The following is an 18,246-nucleotide window of genomic DNA, read 5'->3' as shown; positions in this document are numbered from 1 at the left end:
TATGGATACCCTATTCAAGCCACATTGGAGCATGACCAACCCTCACCTGCAGACCCTGCTGCCTAGGTTTGTGCGCAAGGCGCCATTATTTACTCCCATGTGGGAGTGCATCCAAACCCCAGACAGTGACTTTTTAGATCTCGCCTGGAGCGAAGACTGGAATCAACTTCAAGCCTATCGCAAACCTATTTTTGTGCTTTTTCATGGACTAGAAGGAAGTTTCAACAGCCCTTACGCTAATGGTCTGATGCAAGCCTTTGCGCAAAGAGGTTGGCTATCGGTGATGATGCACTTTCGCGGTTGTAGCGGTAAACCAAACAAGCAGGCCAGAGCCTACCACTCGGGAGAAACCGAAGACGCGCGCCTTTTCTTAGAGCACCTGCACCAACGCTTCCCATACAATCCCAAAGTAGCAGTAGGCATCTCCCTTGGCGGTAACATGCTGGTGAACTACTTAGCCAAGTACGCCGACCAACCTCTACTGAATGAAGCGACCATCATCTCGGCACCACTGGATTTAGCCGCCTGCTCCAAACGTATCGAGCGTGGCTTTTCAAAGCTTTATAACAGTTACCTATTGGGCTCGCTAAAGCAGTCGGCCCTACAAAAACTTCACCTGTTGGAAGACAAACTTGGGATCGATAGAGAGACCATACAGAATATGCGCTTCCTTCATCAGTTTGATGATGCGATTACGGCTCCCTTGCATGGTTTCTTGAATGCGCGTGACTACTATCAAAAATGTTCGGGCCTTCCTAAATTAAATCAGACCTCTATTCCAATAAATCTGATCCACGCCAAGGATGACCCCTTTATGACCGATGAGGTCATCCCAAATTTCAAGCTGGCAGACAACATCACCTACCACCTAATGCCAAAAGGCGGGCATGTTGGCTTTATTCAGGGCACTCCTTCGTCACCAAAATTCTGGTTGGAGATGGTGGTTCCCGCTTTTTATGATAAATTTGTATCTTCAATTTATTACCAAGATGTAAATCATGATCGTACCCTGGCAAGAAATTAGCCCTGAGACCCTAGAAAACCTAGTCAAAGAATTCGTGCTTCGTGAAGGCACAGACTATGGAAGTGTCGAGGCAAGCCTACAAGACAAAGTCGATCAGGTGCTTATGCAGCTAAAAAACGGACAAGCTGTCATCGTCTATTCAGAATTGCATGAGACAATAGACATCAAAGTAAGCCAAAACTCACAACTACTATAAACTCACATTCGACAAGGAACGTCATGTCAGCCAAGCATCCCATCATAGCGGTAACCGGTTCTTCTGGAGCAGGCACTACCACCACCTCAGAAACCTTTCGCAAGATGTTCAACATGATGAAGGTTCAGGCTGCGTGGGTAGAAGGCGATAGCTTTCATCGCTTTACTCGCCCCGAGATGGATGTCGCTATTCGCAAAGCCAAAGAGCAAGGTAAACACATCAGCTACTTTGGCCCTGAGGCTAACGACTTCCCAGCCCTAGAAGAATTTTTTAAAGAGTACGGTGAGAAAGGCGAAGGTAAGGTACGCCGTTATCTGCACACCTTCGATGAAGCAGTTCCCTATAATCAGATGCCGGGTACCTTTACTCCGTGGCAAGAACTGCCTGAGAACAGCGACCTGCTTTTCTATGAGGGCCTGCATGGCGCGGTAGTGGACCACAACTGTCATGTGGCCAAGCATGTGGACCTTCTGATCGGCATGGTGCCTATCGTAAACTTGGAGTGGATACAAAAATTCGTTCGTGATACTCGCGATCGTGGTCATTCTCGAGAGGCGGTTACCGACTCTATCGTTCGCTCAATGGACGACTATCTGAATTACATCACCCCGCAATTTTCACGTACACATATCAACTTTCAACGCGTTCCGACCGTAGACACCTCAAACCCGCTAAATGCGAAAGGTATCCCAAGCCTAGATGAGAGTTTTGTGGTGATTCGAATGCGCGGATTTAAAAATGTCGATTTCCCATATCTGCTGGCTATGATTGATGGCTCTTTTATGTCTCGCCACAACACCTTAGTTGTGCCGGGAGGCAAGATGAGCTTTGCGATGGAGCTGATTATCAGACCTATCCTGCAACAGCTTTTAGAAACCGGAAAGATAGGCTAAACGATACACAGCACACACTCTTGTCCGAGACTGTGATAAAAGCCACAATTTTGTTTACATTTTCGGCAATTCTGACCGATCAAAATCAAGAAATGTGGCAAAAAAAAGGATACTATTCGTAGTACAAAATAAAAGTAGTAGCAGCAACTACAAGCCTTGAACACTCATAGGCAACAATACAAATATGCTCGCTAAAGAGAGGAAGATAAGAATATGGTTTTAGGTAAACCTCAAACGGATCCAACATTAGAATGGTTTTTGTCCCACTGTCATATCCACAAATACCCTTCTAAAAGTACGCTGATCCACGCTGGTGAAAAAGCGGAAACTTTGTATTACATCGTCAAAGGCTCTGTTGCCGTTCTAATTAAGGACGAAGAAGGTAAAGAAATGATTCTTTCTTACCTTAACCAAGGCGACTTCATCGGTGAGCTAGGTCTTTTTGAAGAAGACCAAGAGCGTACAGCTTGGGTTCGTGCAAAATCACCTTGTGAAGTTGCAGAGATCTCATTCAAGAAGTTCCGTCAGCTAATCCAAGTGAACCCAGACATCCTAATGCGTCTGTCTTCACAAATGGCGAAACGCCTACAAGTAACTAGCCAAAAAGTTGGTGACTTGGCGTTCCTAGACGTTACTGGTCGTATCGCACAGACTCTACTGAATCTTGCAAAACAACCTGACGCTATGACGCACCCAGATGGCATGCAAATCAAGATCACTCGTCAAGAAATCGGCCAAATCGTTGGTTGTTCTCGTGAGACAGTAGGTCGTATCTTGAAGATGCTAGAAGAGCAGAACCTTATCTCAGCTCACGGTAAGACTATCGTGGTATATGGTACTCGCTAAGCCGAATTCAGATTCAAAAAAACCGCTACTTAGTAGCGGTTTTTTTATGCCTAATTGTTGGTGCTCTCGAATATCTTGTCTGCCGAGGCGGCCACAAAGCCATGGTAGAGCTCGCCTTGGTTATCTTGATAACGCTTGGCAAACTCGTAGAACCCACCAGGGATAGAGTGCACAGCATCAGAGAATGCTACGTCCACTTTGTCCGCCATAGTCGATGACTGCTCTAATAACACCTTAGGAGAGCCTTTTACTTCTCCACCCGAGCTGTTAATGGCAAAGCCTTTTTGCTTCAAAAAGCCGTTCACCTCAGCCACTTCCTCATACTCAGCCAACTGATTCACGCTTACCGTAAAATGATTCGCTCCATAGCCATGCGCCGCAACCCAAGCTGCATACTCACTCTCGCTGGCTAGGATCTGATATTCACCATAGCTAAGGTCCCACAAGCGACCTTGATGTAAGAAATCGGAGCCAGATAGCTTGTCTGCATCGATTTGGTCTACCAGCTTAAGCACAACATTACGCAACTCATTCGAGCACAGGTGCAGTTGAAGCTGGCTGATAAACACCTTTGGCATTTTAGGGTCAGGGTGCTGATAATGCTCTGCAATCAGCTTTTTACTCTCGAACACATAGTCGCCACCTTTCTCGTAACCAAGCTCAATAAAAGGCTTGGCTAGAGTCGGCAATGACACAGGGTCGACACCAAAGGTGCGCAACGCGATGTGGTCGTTAATCAAAGCTTGGTCTTGCTTTAGCAACTCATGAATCGTGTGTGATGACGGGCACAGACGCTCGCAAAAATCACCCCAAAGTTGCTCGAACAGTTGTTCAGCTCCCATATTCCCTCCTTGAAATTACATGGTGATGCCCGGTGATAGAGACTCAGGCAATAATGGCTCAGCACCGTGGATAGATGCCATTGGATACGCGCAATAATCCGCCGCGTAAAACGCGCTCGGTCTTAGGTTGCCAGAAGCACCCGGGCCGCCAAATGGTGCATCACCGCTAGCTCCGGTAATCGGGCGATTGCGGTTCACGATTCCGGCACGGATCTCATCAGAGAACTGTTCCCACTCAGCATCGCGCGTCGAGATTAGCCCAGCCGATAAACCATATTGAGTGTCGTTAGCCAGCTCAATCGCCTTCTCAAAGCCAGAATAGCGCACAACCTGCAGCAGTGGACCGAAGTACTCTTCATCCGGTAGGGTATCGATAGCAGAAGCTTCAAGGATAGTCGGAGACAAGAAAGCACTCTCACCAAGCTCACCTTTGAGAAGGTACTCTGCGCCCTTACCTACCAACTCTTCTGCCGCAGCAACGATCTGCTGCGCTGCAGTGCGGGAGATGAGCGTGCCCATGAAAGGTTGGTCGTCTGCAAACGGCTGGTCCATCTTAAGCTGCTTAGTCACCTCTACTAGACGAGCGACCAAAGCATCACCGGCCTCACCCTGCGGCACGTAAAGACGACGCGCACAGGTACAACGCTGACCGGCACTGATAAACGCCGACTGGATAATGGTGTACACAGCTGCATCTAAGTCGCCATATTCTTCAGAGACGATAAGCGGGTTGTTGCCCCCCATCTCTAGCGCCAACATCTTCTCTGGCTGACCCGCAAACTGACGATGCAGGATATGACCGGTATTAGCGCTACCGGTAAACAATAGGCCATCGATCTTATTTGAACTCGCTAGTGCGATACCCGTTTCTTTACCACCTTGCACTAGGTTGACCACACCCGATGGAAGGCCTGCTTCTTGCCATAGTTTGACTGCAAGCTCACCACAAAGCGGAGTCAGATCAGATGGCTTAAACACCACAGTGTTGCCAGCAAGAAGTGCAGGAACTATGTGTCCATTTGGAAGGTGTACTGGAAAGTTATATGGGCCAAACACAGCTAGCACACCCAGCGGGCGATGTTGTAAGGTCACATCGTTGGCACCTACCTGCTTGTGTTTAGTACCGGTTCTTTCGTGATAAGACTTGATGGATAGACCTATCTTGCCCGCCATTGCAGCGGCTTCTGTGCGAGTTTCCCAGATAGGTTTACCCGTCTCTTTAGAAATGGTCTCAGCGATCAGCTCAGCGTTTTCTTTTACTAGATCTGCAAAGCGCAATACTATCTGTTCGCGCTCTGCAAAGCTCTTCTTTTTCCAACTAAGAAAGCCAGTGCGTGCGGCCATTACCGCTAGCTCTACTTGACCTTCAGTTGCGCTGTGTCCTTGCCAGATAGTTTGGCTGTTATACGGAGACTGAGACTGGATATCGGCGCCTTGGCCAGAGATCCACTCCCCTGCAATAAAATGCGTTGTCATTCCAATCGTTCCTTGTTTGTTTTATTGAACCTATTGTGCGGTCATGCGCACCCAATCACCGCTGGCGACCTCTAGAGCCTCTGCCACCTCTCTAGACAAGATCACCGTCTGGGATTCATTGTCGAAGGCTGCCGGCTGAGCCACCGCTCTGAAGTTTTCAAAAGAGGTATTACAGATCAGATAGTGCTGTGTGCTGCTGTGTTCAGCGATAGAGACCTTAGCTCTGAAGGATTGCCTTACGGTATCGATATTGTTTAGGTCACATTCAACCGTTGGACCTGCATCGAAGATGTCGACATAATCACGGCAGATAAAGCCTTCTTTTTGCAAAAGACGCAAAGCAGGTTTGGTGTTGTCATGCACCTTGCCAATCACAGCTTGGGCTTCTTCGCTCAATAGGTTGATATAGATAGGCAGCTTAGGCATCAAATCAGCAATAAAGCCCTTGTTGCCTGTACCTGTTAGATAATCTGCATGGGTAAAATCTATAGAGAAAAAGTGGTCCTGTAGCCATTCCCAGAATGGAGACTTGCCCTCAGCATCAGACACACCGCGCATCTCAGCAAAGATGGTCTGTGAGAATCTATGTGGGTGCTCTGCCAGCATTAAGAAGCGACACTTAGACATCAATCTGCCGTTGAGGCCGCCTCGAAAGCTCGGGCGTAGAAACAGGGTACAGATCTCAGAACATCCGGTGTAATTATTGCCGAAAGTCAACAGACGAACTACGTTGTTAACCCCCAAAGCCTGGGATGAATGAACCACCTTGCTGATGTGGTAAGAATAAAATGGTACGTCCCAACCAACCGCGGCCTCTATACCTGTAGTGCCGGCTACCTCACCGGTTTCACTATCGAACCCAACCATCAAGTACCCCTCATCTCCGGGTTCGGTGACATCGGGCTTAGCAAAGCTATTTATTGAATGATCGATTCGATTGTTCAGCAGGGTTTCGTTCACCGGCAAGGATGTAAATCCATGCCCCGACTCCTCTGCACACATATAGAGAGCGTTATAATCTTCCTTGGTTATTGGGCGTACTACCAACATCGCACTATCCTCCTGATAGAAAACTTAAGCGTTATATAATTTCGCCACTGCGGCTTCGAGGCGAGCAAATCCTTCCTTGATATCTTGTGGGGTGATAACCAGTGATGGGGTGAAACGAACCACATTAGCACCAGCAACTAGGACCATTAAGCCCTCATCACCTGCTGCTACCAATACGTCACGTGCACGGCCTTTCCACTCGTCTACGAGCTCAGCACCGATCAGCAGACCTTTACCACGAACCTCTTTAAAGATTGGGTATTGAGCGTTGATGCGCTCAAGCTCGGCTCGGAAAAGCTGCTCGCGTTCTTTCACGCCGTCAAGCACATCTGCTGCAGATACGTGATCAACCACGGCTTCAGCTACCGCACAAGCCAATGGGTTACCACCATAAGTAGAACCATGGGTACCCACTTTAAGGTGTGCACCGATCTCATCGGTAGTTAGGATGGCACCGATAGGGAAACCGCCACCTAGTGACTTAGCGGTACTTAGAATATCTGGAGTCACACCCAGACCTTGGTATGCATAGAAATGACCTGTACGGCCGTTACCGGTTTGTACTTCATCGAAAATAAGCAGCGCATTATGTTTGTCACACAGCTCACGCACAGTCTGCACAAACTCAGGAGTTGGAGGTACGATACCGCCCTCACCTTGTAGTGGCTCCATCATTACTGCACAGGTTTCGTCTGAAATAGCCGCTTTGAAGGCTTCGATATCGTTGTATGGGATATGCTCTACATCACCCGGCTTAGGACCAAAGCCATCTGAATATGCAGATTGACCACCAACGGTTACAGTAAAGAAGGTGCGGCCATGGAAGCCTTGGTTAAAGGCGATGATCTTGGATTTTTCTGGACCAAACTTGTCTACCGCATAACGACGTGCCAGTTTAAGTGCTGCCTCGTTTGCTTCCGCACCCGAATTAGAAAAGAAAACCTTGTCGGCGAAGCTAAGCTCGATCAGCTTCTTAGCCAGACGCAATGCCGGCTCATTTGTCATCACATTACTTAAATGCCACAACTTGCTCGCTTGCTCTGTTAGCGCATTCACCATCACTGGGTGACAATGGCCTAAACAGCTCACCGCAATACCACCAGCGAAGTCGATATACTCTTTATCCTGCTGGTCCCAAACATGCGAGCCTTCACCTTTAACAGGGATCATTGGTAGCGGGTTATAGCAAGGTAGCATTACCTCATCGAAATCTTTGCGGGTTACTTCTGAAAACATGTTGTGCTCCTTTTACTTCCTCTCCTGACACTAAGTTAGAAAATTTGCTAATAACAAAGTTCAAAAGAGATTTCCTCTGTAAGCGCATTGTATTAACAATTTATTAACTAGTTCAAGGGTAAACTGTATATAAATCCCCCCTAAATCGGGATGAAATATAGACAATGTGAAGCAGGATAGATAATTGTACTAAGAGCTAGGTCTAATAACGGCTCGTTATGAGACCAGTTTCAGAAAGTTTTTCAGGATTTCGTGACCTTGTTCGGTCTTGATCGATTCTGGATGGAACTGTACGCCTTCGATAGGTAAAGAAGTATGTCTATAACCCATAATTTCGTGGGGATTACCTGCATCATCGACAGTCCATGCGGTCATCTCTAGGCAAGCAGGGAGTGACGCTTTCTCTACTACCAATGAATGGTAGCGAGTAACCGTTAGCGGATTATTGAGGTCAGTAAACACACCCGAGTCGTTGTGCCTAATAGCCGTGGTTTTACCGTGCATCACCTTTTCAGCACGCACCACATTGGCACCTAAAACCTGAGCTATGGCTTGGTGACCAAGGCAAACACCTAAAATGGGCAGTTTACCCATGAAGTGATTAATAACTTCAAGGGAGATACCAGCATCATCTGGGGTACAAGGTCCTGGTGAGATAACCAAAGCCTCCGGCGCCAACTCTTCTATCTCTTGTATGGTGATGGCATCGTTACGCACCACTTGAGTCTCACAACCTAGCTCAGAAAAGTACTGATAGAGGTTGTAAGTAAACGAGTCGTAGTTATCGATAATCAACAGCATGAGAACAGCCTGGCTCCAAAAAAACAATGCCACCGCTTTGGGCGGTGGCATTCTAACACAGTTATTTAGCTTGGGGATGCTTAGCGAGGACGCTGAACAAAGCCCACAGCTTGGTAAACCTTGTCCAAAGTTACCGCTGCTTTCTCAGAAGCCTTATCAGCACCCGCTTTCATTACCTCATTTAGATAAGGAATGTCATTGCGGATTCTGTGGTACTCAGACTGGATAGGCTCAAGCATAGCAACAAGCGCCTGGCCTACATCCTTCTTGAATGGACCGTACATTTCCACACCTTGGTATTGCGCTTCAATCTCTTCGAATGTCTTGCCCGTAGCTGCAGAGTAAAGACCCATAAGGTTTGCAATACCCGCCTTGTTCTCTACATCGTAGGCGATGCGAGGTGGGTTATCTGGATCCGTTTGCGCCTTGTTAATCTTCTTGATGATCGATTTAGGCTCTTCAAGCAAAGTGATAACGTTCTTGCGGTTATCGTCTGACTTAGACATCTTTTTGGTCGCATCCTGCAGGCTCATTACGCGCGCATTCACCTTAGGAATGTACGGTTCAGGAACTTGGAAGATTGGCGCTTCTGCACTGCCGTAAAGGTTGTTGAAACGAGTCGCGATATCACGAGCAAGCTCAAGGTGTTGCTTCTGATCATTACCTACAGGCACTTGGTGTGCACCATACAGTAGGATATCCGCAGCCATCAGCACAGGATAGTCATACAGACCTACATTCACATCGTTAGCATAGCGCTGAGACTTGTCCTTGAACTGAGTCATACGGTTAAGCTCACCCATTTGGGTGTAGCAGTTAAGAACCCAACCTAGCTGAGCGTGCTCTGGTACGTGAGACTGAACAAATAGAGTGCTCTTCTTAGGATCAACGCCAACTGCAAGACACACGGCTAGTGCATCTAGAGTCGCCTCACGCAGGGCTGCAGCCTCTTGGCGAACAGTGATCGCGTGCAGGTCTACCACGCAGTATTGGCAGTCATAATCATCTTGCATCTGATGCCACTGACGCAGAGCACCTAGGTAGTTACCAATGCTTAGTTCACCAGACGGTTGAACACCACTTAACACAATAGGTTTCGTGCTCATGTTATGACTTCCTCAATACTACAAATTAAATCAAATGTTGAACAAAGCAGTGTACTCATCAACGAGTATATTTCTAGCAAAAAAACGCTTTTTTGCGCTGATATAGCTAAAAATGCATGGCTTCTTGGTCAGTTATTGACTCAACTGATGCAGCACTTGTTTAAGACCCGACAGCTGCTGAATCAAAAAGTCCGGATTGGAGTCTTCAATAGGCTCGCCATGGTTATAACCATATGGAAGCGCCACCGAACCAATACCTGCATTCTTGGCTGCCAATACATCGTTTTTGGAATCACCTACCAAGATCATCTGATTATGTGCCATACCATATTTATCCATTAGATATTCAAGAGGCATAGGATCAGGCTTGCGCTTAGGTAGAGCGTCACCACCGACCACCTCAACAAATAAATGTGCGATCTGGTGTTGCTCTAAGATATCTGGAACAAATTGCCCCGGTTTATTGGTGACGATTGCCAATTGATAACCCTCTGCAAAAAGCTGTTCTAGGGTATTTTTTACCGTCGGATAAAGGTGACTCTCATTATGACCACACTCGGCATAGAAATGGTCGAACTCGACTCGAGCCTGCAGCTTGAGTTCATCACTGATGCTGGGGTCGATATGATAGCTTTGACTTAGCGCTCGGGCGACTAGGTTATCTGCCCCATTGCCAACCCATTCACGAACCTGCTCCTCAGAAACGCCGTCGCGCCCCATAGAAAGCATCGCCTTATCTACGGCAACCGTAAGGTCAGGCACACTGTCTACCAGCGTGCCATCCAAATCAAAAGCGATAAACTTAACCATTAACTTTGGCCAGTTCAGCGCGCATCTGTTCGATAACCTCTTTGTAATCAGGCTGATTGAAGATAGCCGAACCCGCGACAAACATATCTGCGCCCGCTTCTGCGATTTCGCGGATATTCTCAGCCTTCACACCACCGTCAATCTCTAGACGGATATCGCGACCACTTGCATCGATACGCTTACGCACCTCACGCAGTTTATCTAGAGTATGAGGGATAAAGGATTGACCACCAAAGCCTGGGTTTACCGACATCAGTAGGATCAGGTCTACCTTATCCATGATGTAATCCAGATGAGAAAGTGGCGTTGCTGGGTTTAACACTACACCTGCCTGACAGCCGTGTTGCTTGATAAGCTGTAAGGTACGATCAACGTGCTCAGACGCCTCAACATGGAAGGTGATCATGCTGGCACCGGCTTTGGCAAAGTCAGGGATGATGGAATCAACAGGCTTCACCATAAGATGCACATCGATAGGTGCAGTGATGCCGTAATCTCTCAAGGCCTTACAGATAGGTGCACCAAAGGTCAGGTTTGGAACATAATGGTTATCCATTACATCGAAGTGCACCACGTCCGCTCCAGCAGCAAGAACGCGCTCAACGTCTTCGCCCAAGCGAGCAAAATCTGCGGATAGAATGGATGGAGCGATTAGAAAGTCTTTCATCTGAGGCCTCGAGGTTGATGTGTAGTGACGGCAAAATTGTACAAAAGCCACCACCTGAACTCAAAGCCGTTTTCAGTTTCTGTTACAGATGCGACTGTTGCGGTTTAAATAGTGCAAGAAGCTCGTCGACTTTGTTACGACCAGCACCGTTGCGACTGATAGTACGCTTCACCTTAACTACGTTAAGCTCAGCGCCATGGTACAAGCGGCGGGTGAGCGTAGTATCGTGGTTGGAGATAAGCACAGGTACGCCACGAGAGGTCGCGGCGCGCTCAGCAACATCCGCTAGAGCTGCCTGATCATCCAAAGAGAAACCGTTCCCAGCATAGGTGGTGAAATTGGCCGTGGTCGACAAAGGAGCATAAGGTGGATCGCAATATACCGCACAGCCCTTGCGCACTCGCTTAAAGGTCTCTTTATAGCCCTCACAGATAAAGGTCGCCTTTTGCGCCTTTTCTGCAAAGAACTCTAGCTCAGCTTCTGGGAAATATGGCTTCTTATAAGAACCAAAAGGTACGTTAAAGCCACCCTTTTTGTTGTAACGGCATAGACCGTTAAAACCAAAACGGTTCATATACAAGAAGGCAACTGAACGAAATTGAATATCATCGGTTTCATTAAACTGACGACGAATATCTAGATAGGCCTGCTTTTGATTGTATTCTGGCGTAAACAAACGCTTCGCCTCATCGATATAAGGCTGAGGGTTGGTCTTTAGCAGGTTATACAGATTGATAAGGTCAGGGTTGATATCAGCCAGCAAATACTGCTCATAGTCGGTATTCAGAAATACCGAGCCTGCCCCAACAAAAGGTTCTACCAGCTTTTTCGCTTGCGGAAGGTGGCGCTGAATGTCTTCAACTAACCCGTATTTTCCGCCTGCCCATTTTAAGAAGGCACGTTGTTTCTTCATCGCTGGTCTTGTTTACCCTTGTTCAACTGGGGGCGAAATGTACCACAAAAACCGTGTCGGCTCAGCGTTATTTTCCAATCTCGATCTCTTTATGCACTTGAGACATAGATTTAACCCAAGGTTGCAATGCCTGAACATCTTCAGCGAATTGAGAAATGGCCCACTGTGCAGTTTTGACAGTTTTGTAATCGCGATAAGTCACTATGTACCAGGTCTTATTTGAACGTATAGTCGGATAGATTCGAGCGGCATCGTCACCATCAAGACGATATTTTTCGATAAACACTTCGACTTCTTGCATGGTACGAAACGCTCCAAGCTGAACCGTATAGCGCGTTCTAGAAACCTCTAGTAGCTCATCTCTAGCAAAGGAAAAACTGACCGCTGGCTCAGATGGCTTAACCTGTTTTTGTGGCTTGGCAACCGCTTGCTCGTTGTCGATTAAGCTATCTAATACCTCATCAGGCACCACTACTCGCTGGCGACCATTACCGTTATCACCTACGGTAGCTGTCTCCTCGGTCACAGGCGGAGGAAGAACTGCGTCATCTTGTTGTAGGGTATCTCGCTCAGCAAGTTGCATATCCCCAGGCTCAGTGCCGTCACCCTGCTTCATCTCAAGCTCAAATTCATTGCCAGTTTGTAAACTAGCTTGATCGCCTTCTTGCTGCCTGCTGCCCGAGCCATCACTCATCCACCACCAAAGTAGCAGACCTAATACGGCAACAACAGCCAGTGCCAACAAACCATTCTTGGCTGAGCCTCTAGAACCATGTGGAGTTTTCTTAGTCGGTTTCACTTCCGTTCCTAATTCATTTAGTAGCCCTGGATAGGCCTTCATTTTATGGGCGCGCTTGCGAAGTTGATTGCGCTTTTTGATGCTCTCAAAACGCCTTAGCACCAGAAGATCCAAAAATAGGTCTCTGTCCTGATTAGATAGTGGTGAGATTGTCATAACCCTAGGCTGAACATTAAAGCTCGCGCACAGTGGAGTCAGCTTTTCTAGCTTTAACTCGGGACCGGTAATAAAGATTAGGTGTAGGGTTAGAGTTGGGTGAGCGGTTAAGCGTTCAACCAAACCCCAGAGTTCAGACAAAAGCGATGCTGGCGCCAATCCTGCGTCGTCCAGCACTATCTGTAGGCGATGATTCTCCAAACCAAAGGCTTGATCTAGATTTTCATATAAAGATAGGGATGCGTCTGAGCAGTACTCTGGGAGTAACTGCTCTAAAAGCTGAGCGCGGATATCCTGCTCACTGTCACCTGGATGACACTGAACAATGGCACTGTGATTAACGCTGGTAAATTCGAGATGAAAGCGCTGACCAAGGACGGTTTTACCTGAGCCTGTTTTCCCAGATAAAACCACTAAGCTAGAGCCAAACTGCAAACAGCCGCGTAACTGCTCAAGCAGCTGCGACTGAGATTTTAGCTCTAACCATTTATTCGACTGGTCAGAAGTCCTTCTCTGTTTTACTAGCTTATCTATCAGGCTCATCCGTCACTCCTTGACTTCAGTAAATACCAAGCCTAATGCTTTTGTCTAGTCCTCTCGGCCATCTTCAATGGCTTGATAGACATGCTTGTGGTCAAGATCACTAACCACCTGCGAGCTACCAATGGAATCTGGGATAATCAGTCTTAGCTGACCAGACAGCACTTTTTTGTCGCGCATCATGTGCTTCATAAAGTCTTCGCCCGTCATCTCGCTGGGAGTATGAACAGGAAGGTCAAAGGCTTTAAGCAGGCTTTCGATTCGGTCTACATCTTGCGACTGCATACGACCATCATGCAAGGCTGCACGTGCTGCCATAACAGTGCCTGAAGAAACCGCCTCTCCGTGGAGCCAGTTGCCGTAACCCATTTCCGCTTCGATAGCGTGGCCAAAGGTATGGCCTAGGTTTAGCAATGCACGAATACCCGACTCTTTCTCATCCTGAGCAACCACATCTGCCTTAATCTGGCAGCACTTTGCGATAGCAGAGGTAAGAGAAGCAGGCTCAAGCCCTTTCAACTGCGCTTGGCTCTGTTCAATCCAATCAAAGAAAGGCGAATCTATGATAATGCCGTACTTGATCACCTCGGCCATACCTGCGCCAAACTCACGTTTCGGCAGAGTCTTCAGCGTATCAATATCGATAATCACGGCTTTAGGCTGATAGAAGGCGCCTATCATATTTTTGCCCAGCGGATGGTTTACCGCTGTTTTACCACCAACCGATGAATCTACCTGAGATAGCAAGGTTGTTGGGATCTGAACAAAATCAACGCCGCGCTGGTAACAAGCAGCAGCAAAGCCGACCAAGTCACCAATAACACCACCGCCAAGAGCCACTAACATCACATCACGACCATAGTTATGCTCAAGCAAGAAGGTCATGACCTGATTAAAGGTCTCTAGGGATTTGTATTGCTCACCATCATTCAACTGTAGCACTCGGGTTTGACAACCTAGAGCCTGAAATTGACCCTCAACCTGATCTGCGTATAGCGGACCAACTGTGGTGTTGGTGATAATAACGACGTTTTGTTTAGAAAGGTCTTTTTGCGATGGGAATAGAGAAGAATAAAGGGCTGGGTTTCCCAATAACCCAGCACCAATAGAAATTGGGTAGCTACGCTCCCCTAAACTTACCGTGATCCGTTCCATGGGATGCACTCCTAAGTAAGATTAACGCTCTTCCAGCATTTTAACGATTTGATTCGCAACAACTTTTGCGCTCTGATCGTCAGTTTTAACTGTGTAGTCAGCAACTTCTTCGTAAAGAGGATTACGCTCATCCGCTAGGCTCTCAAGAACCTCACGTGGCTCTTCAGTTTGCAGAAGAGGACGCTTCTTGTCGCGATTTGTGCGAGCCAGTTGCTTTTCGATAGTAGTTTCTAGATATACAACTACACCGCGAGCAGATAGACGGTTACGGTTATCTTTGCTCAGTACAGAGCCACCGCCAGTTGCCAATACGATACCTTGCTCTTCAGTAAGATCGTTGATTACAGTCTCTTCGCGCTTGCGGAAACCTTCTTCACCCTCAACGTCAAATACCCAAGAAATATCCGCACCTGTGCGCTCTTCGATTACTGTATCCGAATCAACAAACTCCATGTGAAGTTGTTGTGCTAGGTGTCTACCAATTGTACTTTTGCCGGCACCCATAGGGCCAACAAGAAAAATATTACGTTTCTCAGCCATGTTCAGCAGTTATTTACAACGTTAAATCAAAATACACCGTCATTATTTGTCATTCATTTGGCGATGACACAGTTCAATGACGCCTTGTTCCTCACATATAAAATCGTGATAAGACCCGAAATTATCTGGATTTGGACGCAAATTTGCAATCGAAATTTGTTTTTTTTTAATTTTCTAGGACTAGATTCGCTTCTAAACCGCAGACTGCTTATGAGTCTACTTGGATAGACTTGATTGAATCTTGGGCGTAACAAAAATCAAAAGCTCACTTCGGGTCAGTTTTTCCGAGGTTCGCTTAAACAGATGCCCTAACCATGGAATATCAGCAAGATACGGTACTTGTTCGACGCTTTTAATTAAACTTTTTTGAAATATCCCGCCCAAAACTAGCGTTTCACCATCGTCCACCAGCACCTGAGTACGAATTCGTTGTGTATCTATTGCGACAGCTTCCCCAATTCCGGTTTTTACCACCTGTCCCGGTCTGTCTTGAGTGACGCTCAGGTCTAAGACTAAGCGATTATCCGGCGTTATCTGAGGGATCACCTCTAGGCTCAACACTGCCTTTCGAAATGAAACTGAGGTAGCGCCACTGGATGCCGCCTCCAGATAGGGAATCTCTGAGCCCTGTTCAATATAAGCAGGCTTCTTATTGGTAGTGACTAGCCTAGGACTAGAGATGATCTCCGCCTTAGTTTCAGCCTGCAATGCTGAAAGCTCCAGATCTAACAAGGTATCAGAGCCCAAGGTAGCCAATCGCAGAGCAATCCGACCAGCATTCGGATCAGCTAAGCCTAGATTAACGTTAAGATTGTCAGTGATTTCTGTACTGCCTTGCAGAGCCTCAATGGTGGGCGCAACACTCACTGGGTTGCCAGTTTTAGTCAGACCCCAGCGCACTCCAATCTCATCAGCATTACCCTGATTCAAGGTAACAATCCTAGCCTCTATCAAAACCTGTTTCACTGGAATATCTAAGCTTGAGATGATGCTCTCTATCTCATCGAACCGATCAGCATATTCATAGATAAGTAGCGAATTGGTGCGTTCATCCACAGACAAACTGCCAACATCCGAGATCACCCCCTGAGACCTATGGTGACCGAGAATGACCGCGATATCAGAGGCACTGGCATACTTGATGGAAAAAAGTTTCGATTCTAATTCAGAGGTTCGCAGCTCTGGCTCGACGATAACCACTACCTTTTTAGGCTCTGGAACATAAGGCTCCATGAACCATTCTTGTTCCGCCCAAACAATCCTGCTCATTAGAATTATCAGAAGCAGACTACTCCTCATACACCTGCTCCTTAAGATAGAAAGCGAGCTTTAGGTCTGCCGTTAACCTCCCCTCGACTAACTTGATATCCACACTCTCAAGGCGGCTGGTTTTCTGATAACCCAAAGCGAGAGTCATCAACTGTCTTATCTGTTCAAAACTTCCTTGAAACGTCATCAATAAGAACAGACGCCCATCCTGTGAAAGCCAGCGCCAAGAAGTAATTTCAATACCTCTGGAGATGCGAGAGATAAGGTAGGTATAAAACTCACTGGTAGAGAAGTTATCGGGGTAGAGACGAAGCAGATTTTGGTACTTTTCGGCATAATCTAGGCTTGGATAATGGTAACCCTCAAGCTGCTTGATCAGCTTTATCCTATTAATTTCCATAATTTGCTGATCAGACTCTATTTGCTGTTCAAGCTCTACCTTGTACTCTTGCCAAATAAGAGCGGCCACACAATTGGTAATAAAAGCTAAGATTAAACCAACCCAGAGCATGAGCTTAGGAGGCCTTAATAATAAGCCCTGCCAATTAACGAATCGCCAATGCATCGACTGACTCGTCAGTAAAGGCTAGGCTAAGCTCAAAATCAGCAACCTGTTTACCGTTATCTGCTTGCAACTCTAACTGCACTTCTCCAATACCGTCTGAGCTCCTAAGTTGATTGACCAAGCGGTTTAAGCTTTCGAACGATGCAGCACTGCCGAATATCTGGCACCGCATCTCAACACAGCTCAGGCGATTAACAAATACTCCTTCAGGTAAGGCACTAGGCAATGACTGCAGAGGATTGGAAAGATCAAAAGTAGCTAGCTCTTTTTCAAGTTGGACATATCTCTCCTTATCCGTCAGGTATCGTTCAAATTCAGTCTCAGCCTTTTCCACTCGTACCTTTAACTGCTCCAGCTGTTGCTGCTGATAGCGGATTGATTGAGTGCTACTTGTGAGTTCAAGATAGGAAAGCCCAATATAGAGACCATGCAAGCTCAAAAACAGGAGAGAGGGAGCGAAGAGAAGCAGTAATGAAAGGCGTATCCTCTTTTGCTTGCGCTCAATGCGCCAAGGCAGAATATTAATCATTTTGAAGCCCGCTTCTTTTCCAGTGAAGAGCACTCAGCGCACTAGCAAGGCAGAGGTAGAACTCCTTACTGATCTCAAGTTCAAGAACTTCCCATACTTCCTCCAAGTTAATATGAGTAAGCTTCGGAGTCTTGAGGGGTTCACCAATAAGCAAGACCTCGTCGACATCTCGTTCAGCAAAGAAGTCTTCGAGATCAGCTTCATCATTCTCTCCTGTTCGAAGAATACTAATCCCAGATAAAAAGCTCACCGCAATTAATTGATTCAAAGAAGAATAGATGTAGCCATATATTGGGTTAGTAGCCCGCTGATTGTATTCACTGCATAGACAAATAAGATCCGTAATCTGCCATCCAATAATATCCGCGCGCAGGTTAAACCTAGCCTGTAGCTTCTGCAGGGCGTTACGTTCACTAACAAAAAGCTCTAGGTACTTTTGAGACAACTTATAGTCACAAACCAGAGAGGCCTTGTCCTTTCTAACACCAAGCATCTCCTCAACTTGCTGTTCGGCCCACCAAGGCTCGGCATCCTCAGGGACAGGAATAGACTTATACAGCACATTATCTTGACGCAAACTTAACGTGATATCGGTTCTCCAAAAACGGAGAAAATGAGACACTAAGCTATTACGACTCTTGAGCTTACTGTTTGATAGTTTCCCGCACTCTAGAATTCGCCATCCCGAATTTGAGATCTCGATTGTTAAATATTGCGTCTGGTCATCAGCTTGACCCAGCGCTGTTATCCGAGTTTCAAACATAGAATTCCTGTGAAATGCGATAAAGATCAAAAATATAGGAAGCAAGGTTAAAATAGAGTTAAACTAAATC

The 18,246-nt window shown here is 46.8% G+C and carries 19 protein-coding genes and 1 pseudogene; 4 read left to right on the top strand and 16 right to left on the bottom strand.

Annotated features, from left to right (window positions below):
• Nucleotide 1 precedes the first annotated feature (1 nt).
• The 4 genes from Pcarn_RS01005 to crp all read left to right on the top strand — a co-directional run bounded on the left by Pcarn_RS01005 (nt 2) and on the right by crp (nt 2,959).
• Nucleotides 2-1,024 carry a hydrolase gene (locus Pcarn_RS01005; RefSeq protein ID WP_261834564.1) on the top strand — a complete coding sequence of 341 codons (1,023 nt, stop codon included), beginning with the start codon at nt 2-4 and terminating at the stop codon, nt 1,022-1,024.
• Nucleotides 999-1,220 (top strand): YheU family protein, encoded by a 222-nt coding sequence (locus Pcarn_RS01000; protein ID WP_261834563.1) that lies wholly within the window; start codon nt 999-1,001, stop codon nt 1,218-1,220. The genes Pcarn_RS01005 and Pcarn_RS01000 overlap by 26 nt, the downstream gene beginning before the upstream one ends.
• Before the next feature lie 23 nt (nt 1,221-1,243).
• Nucleotides 1,244-2,113: a phosphoribulokinase gene (locus Pcarn_RS00995; protein ID WP_261834562.1), complete on the top strand. Its 870-nt coding sequence runs from the start codon at nt 1,244-1,246 to the stop codon at nt 2,111-2,113.
• Nucleotides 2,114-2,326: 213 nt separating this feature from the next.
• Entirely contained in the window at nt 2,327-2,959 is a 633-nt protein-coding gene (gene crp / locus Pcarn_RS00990) for a cAMP-activated global transcriptional regulator CRP (protein WP_261834561.1), read from the top strand.
• Nucleotides 2,960-3,009: 50 nt separating this feature from the next.
• Here crp and Pcarn_RS00985 read toward each other — a convergent pair whose 3' ends face one another.
• From Pcarn_RS00985 to Pcarn_RS00910, 16 genes and pseudogenes are all read right to left on the bottom strand, one after another.
• On the bottom strand, nt 3,010-3,801 hold the full coding sequence (locus tag Pcarn_RS00985) for a DUF1338 domain-containing protein (protein WP_261834560.1): 792 nt from the start codon (nt 3,799-3,801) through the stop codon (nt 3,010-3,012).
• A gap of 15 nt (nt 3,802-3,816) precedes the next feature.
• Nucleotides 3,817-5,277: a succinylglutamate-semialdehyde dehydrogenase gene (gene astD, locus Pcarn_RS00980; RefSeq protein ID WP_261834559.1), complete on the bottom strand. Its 1,461-nt coding sequence runs from the start codon at nt 5,275-5,277 to the stop codon at nt 3,817-3,819.
• A 30-nt stretch (nt 5,278-5,307) separates the two neighbouring features.
• Nucleotides 5,308-6,327: an arginine N-succinyltransferase gene (astA, locus tag Pcarn_RS00975; RefSeq protein WP_261834558.1), complete on the bottom strand. Its 1,020-nt coding sequence runs from the start codon at nt 6,325-6,327 to the stop codon at nt 5,308-5,310.
• A gap of 24 nt (nt 6,328-6,351) precedes the next feature.
• Nucleotides 6,352-7,563, bottom strand: a complete 1,212-nt coding sequence (locus Pcarn_RS00970; RefSeq protein ID WP_261834557.1) for an aspartate aminotransferase family protein — start codon at nt 7,561-7,563, stop codon at nt 6,352-6,354.
• A 216-nt stretch (nt 7,564-7,779) separates the two neighbouring features.
• Nucleotides 7,780-8,364 (bottom strand): anthranilate synthase component II, encoded by a 585-nt coding sequence (locus Pcarn_RS00965; protein ID WP_261834556.1) that lies wholly within the window; start codon nt 8,362-8,364, stop codon nt 7,780-7,782.
• Between the two features lie 80 nt (nt 8,365-8,444).
• Nucleotides 8,445-9,470, bottom strand: a complete 1,026-nt coding sequence (gene trpS, locus Pcarn_RS00960) for a tryptophan--tRNA ligase (protein ID WP_261834555.1) — start codon at nt 9,468-9,470, stop codon at nt 8,445-8,447.
• A gap of 132 nt (nt 9,471-9,602) precedes the next feature.
• On the bottom strand, nt 9,603-10,280 hold the full coding sequence (locus Pcarn_RS00955; RefSeq protein ID WP_261834554.1) for a phosphoglycolate phosphatase: 678 nt from the start codon (nt 10,278-10,280) through the stop codon (nt 9,603-9,605).
• A complete protein-coding gene (gene rpe / locus Pcarn_RS00950; RefSeq protein WP_261834553.1) occupies nt 10,273-10,947 on the bottom strand; it encodes a ribulose-phosphate 3-epimerase in 675 nt (224 codons plus the stop codon). Before rpe ends, Pcarn_RS00955 begins: the two co-directional genes overlap by 8 nt.
• Before the next feature lie 82 nt (nt 10,948-11,029).
• On the bottom strand, nt 11,030-11,860 hold the full coding sequence (locus Pcarn_RS00945) for a Dam family site-specific DNA-(adenine-N6)-methyltransferase (protein ID WP_261834552.1): 831 nt from the start codon (nt 11,858-11,860) through the stop codon (nt 11,030-11,032).
• A gap of 67 nt (nt 11,861-11,927) precedes the next feature.
• Nucleotides 11,928-13,358 (bottom strand): SPOR domain-containing protein, encoded by a 1,431-nt coding sequence (locus Pcarn_RS00940; RefSeq protein WP_261834551.1) that lies wholly within the window; start codon nt 13,356-13,358, stop codon nt 11,928-11,930.
• 45 nt (nt 13,359-13,403) lie between these two features.
• The gene (aroB, locus tag Pcarn_RS00935) at nt 13,404-14,510 is read right to left on the bottom strand and encodes a 3-dehydroquinate synthase (RefSeq protein ID WP_261834550.1); all 1,107 of its coding nucleotides are present in this window, start codon (nt 14,508-14,510) and stop codon (nt 13,404-13,406) included.
• 21 nt (nt 14,511-14,531) lie between these two features.
• Entirely contained in the window at nt 14,532-15,050 is a 519-nt protein-coding gene (gene aroK / locus Pcarn_RS00930; RefSeq protein ID WP_261834549.1) for a shikimate kinase AroK, read from the bottom strand.
• Between the two features lie 216 nt (nt 15,051-15,266).
• Nucleotides 15,267-16,232 (bottom strand): annotated as a pseudogene (pilQ, locus tag Pcarn_RS00925) (type IV pilus secretin PilQ); the annotation flags it as partial.
• A 106-nt stretch (nt 16,233-16,338) separates the two neighbouring features.
• Nucleotides 16,339-16,788 carry a hypothetical protein gene (locus Pcarn_RS00920; RefSeq protein ID WP_261834548.1) on the bottom strand — a complete coding sequence of 150 codons (450 nt, stop codon included), beginning with the start codon at nt 16,786-16,788 and terminating at the stop codon, nt 16,339-16,341.
• Between the two features lie 76 nt (nt 16,789-16,864).
• Nucleotides 16,865-17,413 carry a PilN domain-containing protein gene (locus tag Pcarn_RS00915; protein ID WP_261834547.1) on the bottom strand — a complete coding sequence of 183 codons (549 nt, stop codon included), beginning with the start codon at nt 17,411-17,413 and terminating at the stop codon, nt 16,865-16,867.
• Nucleotides 17,406-18,176, bottom strand: a complete 771-nt coding sequence (locus Pcarn_RS00910; protein WP_261834546.1) for a hypothetical protein — start codon at nt 18,174-18,176, stop codon at nt 17,406-17,408. The genes Pcarn_RS00915 and Pcarn_RS00910 overlap by 8 nt, the downstream gene beginning before the upstream one ends.
• Nucleotides 18,177-18,246 lie beyond the last annotated feature (70 nt).

Source organism: Vibrio ishigakensis, from assembly GCF_024347675.1.
Lineage (GTDB): Bacteria > Pseudomonadota > Gammaproteobacteria > Enterobacterales > Vibrionaceae > Vibrio > Vibrio ishigakensis.
Note: the sequence above shows the minus strand (reverse complement) of the source record. Positions and strands in the feature narration are given on the sequence as shown.